This is a genomic window from Pseudomonas sp. CFBP2511, assembly GCF_030209255.1.
Lineage (GTDB): Bacteria > Pseudomonadota > Gammaproteobacteria > Pseudomonadales > Pseudomonadaceae > Aquipseudomonas > Aquipseudomonas avellanae.
Genome location: NZ_JARVSI010000016.1, coordinates 59,953 through 74,236 on the forward strand (window position 1 = coordinate 59,953; position 14,284 = coordinate 74,236).

The 14,284-nt window shown below is 59.0% G+C and carries 6 protein-coding genes; all 6 read right to left on the bottom strand.

Annotation, left to right across the window (positions count from 1 at the left end):
* Positions 1-9 precede the first annotated feature (9 nt).
* On the bottom strand, positions 10-3,258 hold the full coding sequence (locus QRN38_RS14250) for a dermonecrotic toxin domain-containing protein (RefSeq protein ID WP_057418329.1): 3,249 nt from the start codon (positions 3,256-3,258) through the stop codon (positions 10-12).
* Between the two features lie 145 nt (positions 3,259-3,403).
* Positions 3,404-4,963: an amidase family protein gene (locus QRN38_RS14255; RefSeq protein WP_007245601.1), complete on the bottom strand. Its 1,560-nt coding sequence runs from the start codon at positions 4,961-4,963 to the stop codon at positions 3,404-3,406.
* A 157-nt stretch (positions 4,964-5,120) separates the two neighbouring features.
* Positions 5,121-6,539: a glutamate synthase small subunit GltD family protein gene (locus QRN38_RS14260; protein WP_005621194.1), complete on the bottom strand. Its 1,419-nt coding sequence runs from the start codon at positions 6,537-6,539 to the stop codon at positions 5,121-5,123.
* A 122-nt stretch (positions 6,540-6,661) separates the two neighbouring features.
* Positions 6,662-11,107 carry a glutamate synthase large subunit gene (gene gltB, locus QRN38_RS14265; RefSeq protein WP_057418328.1) on the bottom strand — a complete coding sequence of 1,482 codons (4,446 nt, stop codon included), beginning with the start codon at positions 11,105-11,107 and terminating at the stop codon, positions 6,662-6,664.
* Between the two features lie 359 nt (positions 11,108-11,466).
* Positions 11,467-13,092: an SPOR domain-containing protein gene (locus tag QRN38_RS14270; protein ID WP_057418327.1), complete on the bottom strand. Its 1,626-nt coding sequence runs from the start codon at positions 13,090-13,092 to the stop codon at positions 11,467-11,469.
* A gap of 10 nt (positions 13,093-13,102) precedes the next feature.
* Complete coding sequence (gene aroB, locus QRN38_RS14275; RefSeq protein ID WP_005765495.1) at positions 13,103-14,206, bottom strand: 3-dehydroquinate synthase; 1,104 nt, start codon at positions 14,204-14,206, stop codon at positions 13,103-13,105.
* Positions 14,207-14,284 lie beyond the last annotated feature (78 nt).

Sequence of the window (14,284 nt, forward strand, 5' to 3'; positions counted from 1 at the left end):
GAATGACGTCTATTTCAGATCCTTATGATTCATGATGTTCCAAGGCTTAAGCAAGCCCTTCCCCTGTTGGAGGACCAGACGCCAGTCCCCTCTCCCGGTACTGTTACCGACGGTAGTCAGATCCAGAGTAAACATCTGTACGTCCTTGGGTATATTGAATTTTCCATTGTGTTTCCACGCATGCAGGCTACCAGCGCCATCTTCGACGTACTTGGCAACTGCACGATTGACTGCGCTTTCAAGGCCGCCTTCGATATCGACCTGTATTTTACCCTGCGCCTTTGTGAACTTGCTGCTGGTGAAAAACTCATCCATGAATATCTTGTACCCAGACGGGCGAGCTTTATTGACCTGAGCCTCCTCGCGTGGGAGTTTCGGCACCGTATGTTTGCCGCCACCACGCAAACCGACCGGCGCGTGCACCCAGACGCCTTGACCGTCCAGCTGGATCGGTAGTTGGTAATAGGCATCCGGTCGCCGCGAATCAATCACTCGCCATACAGCGGAATCAGCGTCATACCTGACGGCATAGGCTTTTTCCTGTTGTATAGCGTAAAAGCGACTCGGCACACCCTCCTGAACTTTCTCATGGATGCCCCGATAAATACCGTCGCCGCGCGCCGTCAACCCGCCGGGCGTTTTTGATACGGCTGTTTTCGGATTGAGAACAGAGCGGCCAACCGCCGCCGGAGAATACGGTTTAACCCGCCGCCCTTTGGGCAGCGTCAGCCCATCGGCCAGCAACAGCGCAGCCTGAGCGAAATACAACGGCGCACTGCCTTGTTCGCTGGCCACCTTTCCAATGCCCTGCCAGATGGCGTAAAAACTGCGAAGAGCGGCGATCGGGAGCTGCACTTTAAAGGGCACGAAGGTGAGGATGATGTCGCCAACGGTTTGGGTGATCTCCCAAGCACTTCGCCAGTTGGTTTCCCAATTACTATTGGTCTGCTCATCAACAGCCGATATCACCCGTTCGACTTCGGAGTCATACACCGCTTCAAGAAAGTTTTCGCTGCGGGGCAGCAAGTCAATGAACAGCGCATCCCGGTCAGCGGTCAATGCCCGCCGCACATCGGCCTGATAGGGGAGCGCTGCCCTGCCCACCAGATAGTCCAGTAATGCAGGCTCAAGCAACAGTTGCTGAAACTCGGTCAGGCTGCTCATTTCCCGAAAACATTTACCGTCAGGTGCCTGCGGAGTAAACATCACCAGGGTGCCGACGCTGGAACGTGCCTCAACCCCGATCGCCAGTACGCCGCTCAACGGCACACCGTTAATGGACAACTGACTGACCTGAATGCGATGCCCCTCGACAGTTGCACGGTCATCATCGTCGACAGGGTGGTCCAGCACGGCTGTCAGCCACTTATGACCTCGGTTCGCCCGCTCGGGGGGAAGACTTCCGTCGCCCAGAAAGTCGCCTGCCATCTTTGCCTCGATCCCGTCGAGGCGCATCTGCGTATGCATCACGCGTGCGTAGCGTTGGCGATGCCATGCGCCGGTAGACGAGGTCGACAACACGTTTCTCAGGAACCTGGGGTAATTCTCACCAATGTTCAGGTCACGGATCAGACTGGACAGATAACCAGCCTTGAGAAAACCGATCAATTGCCCCTGAGCATCTAACGCGCGACTGGTCAGCAAAAAGTTGAGATCGGTAACAGCGATATTTTCCAGGGACAAGTCCGTGAGGCTGCGTTGCTGCGTTTCGTAGTTAGCCTCGACCTCCGAAGGGCCTGCAAACTCATAATCCAGATCCAGGATAAAGCCCGGATCGATTTCAATACTCACGGTAAGGATGCTGATCTCGTCAGGATTAACCTCTACACCATGATCCAGCAGGATTCGCTCCTGCAGCTTTTCGCGAGCATAGTTACGAAGCTGATCAGGCTCTCCGTACCTGGAGGGTTCAAGCAGGTCAGGAGCCTGGGCTTCGAGCACCGCCTGACTGTAATCCTGTACGGCGATCTTCCACGCGTACTTGTCGTCATCGGACGCGCTCGCGAACCACTCGGGCAAAAATTCCTTTTCAATTCCGGTCGGTTTTTCGGGATCGAACCAGCCTCGGTTTTCTTCGATTGCGCGCTGGGTCAAAGCCTTGCGAAACCCCGCTACATCCTGTTCGAACTGCATGCCCAGCGACAAACGATCCTCAGCCTTCAATTGCGAACTGATTGCCAGATAAAAACTGTCGGTGCCGTCCTTGAACTCAGTTATCTCACCATTGCTTATATCCTGAGCACTGTAATTACCGGCGCCATCGTGCAACAAGACGATACTGGTATCGTCAGGTCCCGCAGGCTCGTACTTGGTCATGCCGGGGTCAACGATCACCAGATTGTGCTCTGAAGCAGCCAGCAGCGCCCGTGCTCCGGTGCGAGCCAGTTCATCGGTGTACTGATTGAAGATCCGCGTGCGCGACAGGCCATCAATCGCCGTGCTGCGCGTCCATTCATCCAGCGAAATTTCCATCGCTTCAACGAATTCATCCGGAAGAACATCATTTTTCAGAAAGTCGATTTGCTGTTCTTCGGTCAGTGGCACCCGCTCCAGCAGCTCTTCGAGACGGCTGACAGGAACCTGCGGATTCAAGGCCCCCAACCAGCCCAGAACCGGCGAGATTTCGATGTCCCTACGATCCCAAAGTGGCAGGAAGGGATTGGGCAGACGAACATTCAGCAGGCTTTTGCAAGTGCCCTCATCAGCCAGCAAGGCCGCGAACAACAGCGGCCGCTGTTCCCTGGCCAATCCTGCTATCTGTTCGCGCAGGGTGACGATTCGGCCGGCTGTACTGTTGTTGCCCGGAAAGTTTCCGCCCATGCCGAGCCTTGAGCTGACAGGCAATTGGCTGAAGACAAGATTCAACAGGGGCTCTTCATCGGAGATAGAAACACCGTCGGGTGCGACATAAGCATCGTCACTGTCATGCATCAGCACGACGGTGTTTTCGACAACGCTTTGGTCGTTGCCTTTCAGGTACAACGCAAGGTCTTCACCGTTTTCGTTTTGAACACTGATCATCAGTTCAGCAGGCCATTCCGGCAACTGAACCAGCAAGGCGAACAAGGCACTCTCGCCATCGTCAGGGAAATAATTCTTTTCCGTGAAGCGCTCGACCAACTGGTCGATCATTCGGTCTGCGCGCTCACGTGCCCGGTGTTCACGCACTGCAACCGTACTGGGGCTGAAGCGGTCAGGTCCGAGCGCTTTCTGTTCGTTGGATCGGGCAAGCTTGCCCATGGGTGCTGCTTTCAACATGGCTATTTCCTTATAGCGACATGGGTGCCGGGAGTGTCGATGCGGCGATCGATCTCCCGATGAACGTGTAGAGCGAAATATTTTTGAAAGTAAGAAAAGCGGGGGGAACCTTCAGACGCACTGGCTCCCCTGAAGGCTTCTTGCATCAATCTTCCCGCGGCACAGTCGTGCTGATCGAGGTTGAGGGCGCAGCCAAAAGAACCTGTTCGAGTGCGTAGGCATAGCTCAGCAATTTAGCTTCATCCCAGGCGGTGGAAAGAAAATACAGCCCTTTGGGCAGGCCTTCATTATCGAGTCCGACAGGCAGGTTCATTCCGGGGTAACCCGCAATAGCGCCAACCGCTCCGAAAGCACTCTCCGACCAGTCGATAAGCGCGTCAAGCGAGTGTCGTTGCAAGAGCCCGTCTATCAGCTGCTGATGGGAACGGCGTAAATCGGTTGCATCATAAAAATAGATCGCCTGATCTACGACCGTGCCCGAGGCCGCAATCAACGCGTCCTGACTGTAACCTTCCGGTCCAGGAGACGCGACATTGAAGGCAATGATGTCATCAAGCGTACGAACCTCAAGCCCGGGACGGGTTTTCAAGTACGCTTCAAGCTCACGCTTGAAGTCATTCATGAGCATTGCAGGCTCCGCCATGCTGGAAACAAGCGGAACGTCGACCGGAACCAATATCGCCCCTGCAGACCTCAGATTACGTTTTATCTTTTGGAACGCGGGATCGTCGTCCATGAATCGACCGTCAGGCAGTTTGCTCGGATAACCCAGGCGCTTGCCTCTCAACGCTCCAGCTCTGAGGTACTCAACGTAGCTAACGGTGTTGCCGGGGACTTGGTAGGTGGCTTTGTCGAGCGGGTCAGTGCCGCTCATCGCCGTCAGCATGATGGCAGCATCAGTGACCGTCCGCGCCATTGGACCGGGGGTGTCCTGGCGACTGGAGATCGGAATCATGCCAGAGCGGCTAAGCAGACCCAACGTGGGCCTCACTCCCACGACGCCACTGGTGGCGGCAGGCTGAATGATCGAACCATTGGTTTCGGTACCCACTGCCAGCGGCGCAAAGCCAGCTGCAACACTTACCGCCGGACCCGAACTGGAGCCAAGCGGACTGGCAGCGAGGTCATATGGATGACGCGTTTGCCCGCCTCGGCCGCTCCAACCGTTCGGGACGTTACTCCCACGGAAATTAGACCATTCGCTGAGGTTGGCCTTGCCGATAATGATCGCGCCCGCCTCGCGTAGCCGCTGCACTACAAAAGCGTCGTACTGCGCAGGCGCGCCGGCCATGGCAAGTGCGCCTGCAGTCGTCTGCATTTTGTCTGCCGTATCGATATTGTCTTTCACCAGTACGGGAATGCCATGCAGCGGCCCTCTTTGCTTGCCGCTGGAGCGCTCCCTGTCAAGCAGAGTGGCTATCCGCCGAGCCTCGGGGTTGACTTCGATGACAGCGTTGAGCGCCGGGCCATTGTTGTTCAGCGCTTCGATACGCTGGAGCAGATCGTGGACCAGCTCGGCGGAAGTCAGGCTACCTTCGCTCAAGCGTTTCTGAAGCTCCACACTGGATTCGAAATGGGATGCCTTCGTTTCGATGATCGATCCGAAAACGGGCCCATCGAATTGCGCATTTGCCTGATCGTCAGCACATGCAAATGCAAAGGGCGCAATAGAGAGCGCGCAAAACAGACCAAACTTGAGTTTCATGACGTCCTTCCCTGGTTGATAAAACGCTCGTCCTGAGCGAATTCAGCAAGTCTAGGAAGGAAGTGGCAGCGGGGATGTCAGACAGATAGGCAGGTTGCAGGTGAAGGGTAGACGCTTGTTGTAGGAGTGCGCCTCTGCAAAGGCGCACTCCCAAGGATCAGACGCCGAGGTAATCCATGATCCCTTCAGCCGCATTGCGGCCTTCGAAGATCGCAGTGACCACCAGGTCGGAGCCGCGCACCATGTCGCCACCGGCAAAGATTTTCGGATTGCTGGTCTGGTGCTTGTACTGCGCCTGTTCCGGGGCGACGACGCGGCCCTGGCTGTCGGTGCTGATGGTGAACTGCTCGAACCACGGTGCCGGGCTTGGGCGGAAGCCAAAGGCGATGACCACGGCGTCTGCCGGAATGATCTCTTCAGAACCCGGAATCGGCTCGGGGCTGCGACGGCCACGGGCGTCGGGTTCGCCAAGGCGCGTTTCGACCACCTTCACGCCTTCGACCTTGCCTTCGCCGACAATGGCGATGGGTTGGCGGTTGTAGAGGAAGCGCACGCCCTCTTCCTTGGCGTTCTTCACTTCCTTGCGTGAACCCGGCATGTTTTCTTCGTCGCGACGGTAAGCGCAGGTGACCGATTTGGCGCCCTGACGGATCGAAGTACGGTTGCAGTCCATCGCCGTGTCGCCGCCGCCCAGCACGACAACGCGCTTGCCTTTCATGTCGACAAAGTCTTCCGGCGCCTTTTCGAAGCCCAGGTTACGGTTGACGTTGGCAATCAGGAAGTCGAGCGCATCGTGCACGCCCGGCAGGTCTTCACCGGCAAAACCGCCTTTCATGTAGGTGTAGGTGCCCATGCCCATGAACACCGCATCGTACTCTTCGAGCAACTGGTCGATGGTCACGTCCTTGCCGACTTCGGTGTTGAGCCGGAACTCGATCCCCATGCCGGTGAACACTTCACGCCGATGGCTGAGCACGGATTTTTCCAGCTTGAATTCGGGGATGCCGAAGGTCAGCAGACCGCCGATTTCAGGGTTCTTGTCGAACACCACCGGGGTCACGCCGCCACGCACCAGCACGTCGGCACAGCCAAGGCCCGCAGGCCCTGCGCCAATGATGGCGACGCGCTTGCCGGTCGGTATGACCCTGGACATGTCCGGACGCCAGCCCATGGCGAACGCGGTGTCGGTGATGTACTTCTCGACCGAGCCGATGGTGACCGCACCAAAGCCGTCGTTCAGCGTGCAGGCACCTTCACACAGGCGATCCTGGGGGCACACGCGGCCGCAGACTTCCGGCAGGGTGTTGGTCTGGTGGGACAACTCCGCCGCCGCGAGAATATTGCCCTCGGCAACCAGCTTGAGCCAGTTGGGAATGAAGTTGTGCACCGGGCACTTCCACTCGCAATACGGGTTGCCGCAACCCAGGCAGCGGTGCGCCTGATCGGCGGACTGCTGAGGTTTGAAGGGTTCGTAGATTTCCACGAACTCTTTCTTGCGTTGACGCAGCAGTTTCTTCTTCGGGTCTTTACGCCCGACGTCGATGAACTGGAAGTCGTTACTGAGACGTTCAGCCATTCTCTGGAGCCTCTTTGCGGCAGCTTCAAGCTACAAGCTTGAAGCTGCAAAAAATCATGATCGCAGGCAATTCGCGCACTGCCGTTAACTGGCGGCTTGAAGCTAACCGCTAGCAGCTGCTGTTATTGCGGATTCGCCCGAGTGCTGGAGAGCAGCGATTTCAGGTTGGCAGCCTTGGGCTTGACCAGCCAGAAACGACGCAGGTAATCGTCCAGGTTTTCCGCCAGGTTACGACCCCATTCACTGTCGGTTTCAGCGACGTACTCGTTCAGAACGCTCTGCAGGTGAGTGCGATAAGCTTCCATCGACTCGCCGCTGATGCGCTGGATCTCGACCAGTTCATGATTGACCAGGTCAACGAAGGTGTTGTCCTGATCGAGCACGTAAGCGAAACCGCCGGTCATGCCGGAACCGAAGTTGTAACCGGTCTTGCCCAGAACGCAGACGAAACCACCGGTCATGTACTCGCAGCAGTGGTCGCCCGTGCCTTCCACAACCGTGTGGGCACCCGAGTTACGCACCGCGAAACGCTCGCCCGCGGTACCCGCCGCAAACAGCTTGCCGCCGGTTGCGCCATACAGGCAGGTGTTGCCGATGATGGCGCTCTCGTTGGTCTTGAACGGGCTGCCCTTGGGCGGCACGATCACCAGCTTGCCAGCGGTCATGCCTTTACCGACGTAGTCGTTGGCATCGCCTTCCAGGTACATGTTCAGACCACCAGCGTTCCATACCCCGAAGCTCTGCCCGGCAGTGCCTTTGAAACGGAAAGTGATCGGCGCCTTGTTCATGCCCTGATTGCCGTGCAGTCTGGCGATTTCGCCGGAGATCCGCGCGCCGATGGAACGGTCGCAGTTACAGATGTCCAGCTCAAACTCGCCGCCGCTGAGGGCTTCGATGGCCGGCTTGGCCAGCTCGACCATCTTTTCTGCCAGCAGGCCTTTGTCGAACGGCGGGTTGCGGTCCACCAGGCTGAACTGTGGCTTGTCAGCCGGGATGTGATCGCTGCCCAGCAAAGGCGTGAGGTCCAGATGCCGTTGCTTTTCGGTTTCGCCCGGCAGAATGTCCAGCAGGTCGGTACGACCGATCAGCTCTTCCAGCGTGCGAACACCCAGCCTGGCCAGCCACTCACGGGTTTCTTCTGCCACGTAGGTGAAGAAGTTGATCACCATATCGACGGTGCCGATGTAGTGGTCTTTGCGCAGCTTTTCGTTCTGCGTCGCGACGCCGGTAGCGCAGTTGTTCAGGTGGCAGATGCGCAGGTATTTGCAGCCCAGCGCGATCATCGGCGCGGTGCCGAAGCCGAAGCTTTCAGCACCGAGAATAGCTGCCTTGATCACGTCGAGGCCGGTTTTCAGACCGCCGTCGGTCTGCACCCGAACCTTGCCGCGCAGGTCGTTGCCGCGCAGGGTCTGGTGCGTTTCGGCCAAGCCCAGTTCCCACGGCGCGCCAGCGTATTTGATGGAGGTCAGCGGCGAAGCGCCGGTGCCGCCGTCGTAGCCGGAAATGGTGATCAGGTCGGCATAGGCCTTGGCCACGCCTGCGGCAATGGTGCCCACGCCCGCTTCTGCCACCAGCTTGACCGAGACCAGCGCTGCCGGGTTGACCTGTTTGAGGTCGAAAATCAGCTGCGACAGGTCTTCGATGGAATAGATGTCATGGTGCGGCGGCGGCGAAATCAGCGTCACACCCGGTACGGCATAGCGCAGTTTGGCGATCAGGCCGTTGACCTTGCCGCCCGGCAGTTGCCCGCCCTCACCCGGTTTGGCACCCTGCGCGACTTTGATCTGCAACACATCGGCGTTGACCAGATACTCAGGCGTTACACCGAAGCGGCCGGTGGCAATCTGTTTGATCTTCGAGCTACGAATGGTGCCGTAGCGCGCCGGGTCTTCACCGCCTTCACCGGAGTTGGAGCGCGCACCCAGGCGGTTCATTGCCTCGGCCAGCGCTTCGTGAGCCTCGGGCGACAAGGCACCCAGCGAGATACCGGCCGAATCGAAGCGCTTGAGAATCTCGCTCAGCGGCTCGATTTCGTCGATGTTCAGCGGCTGGTCGAGGGTCTTGACCTGCAACAGGTCACGAATCATCGACACCGGACGCTGGTCCACCAGCGCGGTGTATTCCTTGAACTTGCTGTAGTCACCCTGCTGTACAGCGGCTTGCAGGGTGCTGACCACGTCCGGGTTGTAGGCGTGGTATTCGCCACCGTAGACGAACTTGAGCAGACCGCCCTGCTGGATCGGCTTGCGCGGGCTCCAGGCTTCGGCGGCCAGGGCCTTCTGTTCGGCTTCGATATCGACGAAACGCGCGCCTTTCAAGCGGCTCGGTACACCGCGGAAGCTGGTGTTGCAAACTTCTTCGGACAGGCCGATGGCTTCGAACAGTTGTGCACCACGGTAGGACGCAACGGTCGAAATGCCCATCTTCGACAGAATCTTGAGCAGGCCCTTGGTGATGCCTTTGCGGTAGTTCTTGAAGACTTCGTACAGGTCGCCCAGCACTTCGCCGGTACGGATCAGGTCACCCAGCACTTCGTAGGCCAGGAACGGATAGACAGCCGAAGCGCCAAAACCGATCAGCACAGCGAAATGATGCGGATCACGCGCCGTGGCGGTTTCGACCAGAATGTTACTGTCGCAACGCAGGCCCTGCTCGGTCAGGCGGTGGTGAACCGCGCCAACGGCCAGCGAGGCGTGCACCGGCAGTTTGCCCGGTGCAATGTGGCGGTCGCTCAGCACAATCAGGGTATGCCCGGAACGCACCGCTTCTTCGGCCTGATCGGCGACGTTACGCACAGCGGCTTCAAGGCCCAGGCTTTCGTCGTAGTTCAGGTCGATGATGTGGCGCTCGAAACCCGGACGCTCCAGGTTCATCAGCGAACGCCATTTGGCCGGCGAAATGACCGGCGAGCTGAGGATCACGCGTGAGGCGTGCTCTGGCGATTCCTGGAAGATGTTGCGCTCGGCACCGAGGCAGATCTCCAGCGACATGACGATGGCTTCACGCAACGGGTCGATCGGCGGGTTGGTCACCTGCGCGAACTGCTGGCGGAAGTAATCGTAAGGCGAACGCACGCGACGCGACAGCACTGCCATCGGCGTGTCGTCACCCATCGAGCCCACGGCTTCCTGGCCCTGCTCGCCGAGCGGGCGCAGCACCTGATCACGCTCCTCGAACGTGACCTGATACATCTTCATGTACTGCTTGAGCTGCTCGCTGTCATAGAAAGCCGAGCCGTGGTCGTTGTCTTCCATGGTGGCCTGAATGCGCAGGGCATTCTTGCGCAGCCATTGCTTGTACGGATGACGCGACTTGAGGCGGTTGTCGATAGCGTCGGTGTCGAGGATCTGGCCGGTTTCGGTGTCCACGGCAAAAATCTGCCCAGGACCGACACGGCCCTTGGCGATGACGTCTTCGGGCTTGTAGTCCCACACGCCGATTTCCGACGCGAGGGTGATGTAGCCATTCTTGGTCGTGACCCAGCGCGCCGGGCGCAGGCCGTTGCGGTCGAGCAGGCAGACCGCATGACGACCTTCGGTCATCACGATGCCGGCCGGGCCGTCCCACGGTTCCATGTGCATGGAGTTATATTCATAGAAGGCGCGTAGATCCGGGTCCATGGTCTCGACGTTCTGCCACGCAGGCGGAATGATCATGCGCACGCCACGAAACAGGTCTATGCCGCCGGTCACCATCAGCTCAAGCATGTTGTCCATGCTCGACGAGTCGGAGCCCACGCGGTTGACCAGCGGGCCCAATTCGTCCAGATCCATCAGGTCGTTGGTGAACTTGGTACGACGCGCCTGTGCCCAGTTACGGTTACCGGTGATGGTGTTGATCTCGCCGTTGTGGGCAAGAAAGCGGAAAGGCTGAGCCAGCGGCCATTTCGGCAGGGTGTTGGTCGAAAAGCGCTGGTGGAACACGCAGATTGCGGTCTGCAGACGCTCGTCGCTCAGGTCCGGGAAGAAGGCCGTGAGGTCGGCCGGCATCATCAGGCCTTTATAAATGATGGTCTTGTGCGAAAAGCTGCAGATGTAGTGATCCGAATCTGCAGCGTTGGCAACCGATGAACGGCGACGGGCACTGAACAGCTTGATGGCGAACTCCTGATCACTCAGGCCTTCGCCGCCGATGTACACCTGCTCGATTTTCGGCAGTCGCTCCAGCGCCAGTTGACCCAGCACGCTGGTATCGATCGGCACCTGGCGCCAGCCTATAAGCTCCAGGCCCTCGGCCAGGATCTCGCGGTTCATGTTTTCGCGTGCGGCCTTGGCCTTGGTGTCGTCCTGATTGAGGAACACCATGCCCACGGCATATTGACGGGGCAGTTCGACACCGAAGTGCTCGCTGGCCATCGCACGCAGGAAGCCGTCGGGCTTCTGAATCAACAGACCACAACCGTCGCCGGTCTTGCCGTCGGCGTTGATACCGCCACGGTGGGTCATGCAGGTCAGGGCCTGGACGGCCGTCTGCAACAGGTGATGACTGGGCTCGCCCTGCATATGAGCGATCAGGCCGAAGCCGCAGTTATCCTTGAATTCATCTGGTTGGTACAGACCTGCTTTCATAGACACTTTCTCACCAGGCTGCCTCTATGCGAGGCAAATTTCCTTTTAATTCAACCAATTACCTGTCACGCCGAACGTACGCCGGCTTCGGACAGGCAAAACGGAGGTCATTGTACACAGCGACACAAGGGCTCACAAATTTAACGACGACTGGTTGATAATCAATGTCGCAATTATGAAAGTTTTAAAGCGGGTCGCTGTGCTAGTCAAAGCATTTCTTCATGAATCTGACTGACGCGACGGGAGACTGCAAAGCGCTTGTAACGCAGACGCAGCAAGGCGCGCACCCATAAGGTGGCGCTCATGCGGGTTAAGTCAGGCTGGCTGGGTGAAGCGGCCCGGATAGAGCCGCTGCGACTTCAGCGGGTGGCGCCGAGCTCTTGTTGGACGCTGGCGACAGTGCGAGGCCAAGGTTTACCAGCCTGAACCTTGGCTGGCAATACCTTGATGGCTGCCAGAGCGGCAGCACGGTCAGGAAAGTTGCCATACGTGATGACGTACAGCGGCTTGCCCTGCAGGGTTTTCTTGAAATAACGGTACTCGCCACCTTGCTCTGCGATATAGGCCTGAGCCGTCGCTTCGGAGCTGGTGCCGAGAATCTGCACTACGTAGTGGCCTGGTGCCTGACTGCTGTACCAGTTGCCACCGGCCGCTGGCTTGGCGGCCGCAGCTGCCGGTTTTTCGGCAGGCTTGGCGGCCGGTGCAGGCGCTGGAGCAGGCTTGGCGACAGCAACCTGAGTCGGCGCTGGCGCTGGCGTCGGTTTGGCGGCAGGCGTTGGCGCAGGAATCGACGAACGTGGCGTTTGAGCGGCGGCCTGACCGGCAGGCACGCCTGCTGGCGGCGCGGTGGTGGTCACGGTCGGCGGCTGGGCAGGCGAACCTGTCGGCACTGCGTCTTCGTCGACATCGCTGGAACCGGCGGCCTCAGCCAGCGGACCGCGCATTACCGGCTGCGAATTACCGTTCATCGGCAGCGGCATCGGTTGCGAATTGCCCGCAAATTCGATGGCCGGGCTACCGTTGTTCGATTGCTGAGCAGTTGGCTTGCCCTCGCCCAGCGGCAATTGCGCCTGAGCGGAAGCAGGGGCATTGGCGGTGGTGGCTGTCTTGTCGCCGCGACCCGGGATCAGCACTGCTGCTGCCACGGCCACTATGACGACGGCACCCAAGGCCAATACGTGTTTTTTCGGCATGTTGAACCCCACACTTGGACGCTTGACCGCGGAACGACTCGCGATCATCGCCTCGATCATTGAATCGCGGGCCACCTGGTTGATTGCCCCAGGCCAGCCATCGGATTGTTCATGAATATCGGTGATCTGGTCGGCAGTAAACAATGCGATTCCCTGCCCTGCACCCTCCAGACGCTGAGCCAGATACTCCCGGGTTTCCTCTTGCGTATAGGGTTGCAGCTCGATGACGTGAAAGCGTTCGCCTTCGACATCGCCCTGCAGGTCGGCACACATCTGATCGAGACGATCGAGCAGCGATGGCTCTCCGAACAGGAATACATGCGGACGCCCTTCCGGCGTGCCCGCAGCAAGACCCAGCAACGCTTCGAGCGCCGAATCGCCCAGTTGTTCCGCATCGTCGACCAGCAAGTAGACTTCCTGACCGGTCAGCCCGAGCTGAACGACCTGCGACAGGATTGCCTGCATTTCGGCCTGAGCGACACTCAGCGCCTGGGCGACCTGCTGCAATACACCCGCCGCATCGCCTGCACCGCGTGCAGAGACCACGACGCTTTGCACCGACTGCTTGTTGGTGCTGGCCACCAGCGCCTGGCGCAGCAGGGTCTTGCCGCTGCCCTGTGGCCCGGTGACTGCCAGCAGCAACTGGCTGTAACGCGCCAGATGATGGAGCTGACCCAGCACTGGCTTGCGCTGGGCAGGAAAGAATTTGAAGCCAGGTACCCGCGCTGCAAAGGGGTCATGACTCAACTGATAATGGCCGAGGAAGGCCTCGTCGGCATGCAAACTAGTCATGGGTTTTCCGTTAACCTCTAAGCTGATCCACCAGGGCGCGATAGTCCGCAACCAGGGTGGCCTGTAATACTTCTTGTGGATAATCGTCCGTGATAACCGCTTCACCTATCTGGCGCAACAGCACCAGACGCAAGCGACCGTCGATGACTTTCTTGTCGATCGCCATGTGTTCGAGAAAATTGTCTTCCGTCATTTCTTGCGGCGGCACCACCGGCAGCCCGGCGCGCTGAAACAGGCGAATGCCGCGATCCCGTTCCTGCGTGCTGATCCAGCCCAGGCGCGAGGACATTTCCAGCGCCATGACCGTACCGGCAGCCACCGCTTCGCCATGCAGCCAGACACCATAGCCCATATGCGTCTCGATGGCGTGGCCGAATGTGTGCCCCAGGTTCAATGTGGCGCGCACACCGGACTCACGCTCATCGGCACCGACCACCAGCGCCTTCGCGGCGCAGGAGCGTTCAATGGCCACGGTCAGCGCGGCCTGATCAAGCCCGCGCAGGGCGTCGACGTGTTCTTCGAGCCAGGTCAGGAACGGCTCGTCGCAGATCAGACCGTACTTGATGACTTCGGCCAGCCCGGCGGACAACTCACGCTCAGGCAGGGTATTGAGCGAGGTGGTGTCGATCAGCACGACGCTTGGCTGATAGAACGCACCGACCATGTTCTTGCCCAGCGGATGGTTGATGCCGGTCTTGCCGCCGACCGAGGAGTCCACCTGAGACAACAGCGTGGTCGGGATCTGAATGAAATTCACGCCGCGCTGATAACACGCCGCAGCGAAACCGGCCATGTCGCCAATCACTCCGCCACCCAGCGCAATGACCGTGGTACGACGGTCGTGACGGGCAGTGAGCAGGCCATCGAAAATGGTCTGCAGGGTTTCCCAGTTCTTGAACGCCTCGCCATCGGGCAGAACAATCGGCAGGACATTGTAACCAGCCAGCGTCTGAGTCAGGCGCTCCAGATACAGCGGCGCGACCGTCGTGTTGGAGACGATGGCCACCTGACGCCCGACAATGTGCGGGGCAAGGAGCTCTGGCTGATCCAGCAGGCCTTCGCCTATATGGATCGGGTAGCTGCGCTCGCCCAGCTCGACCTTAAGTGTCTGCATGTGTCCCCACATTGATTACCGATTGGACCGCTGCACGGTTTTCAGGAGGTCATGACGCAAGGCCATGCACCGTCGCTG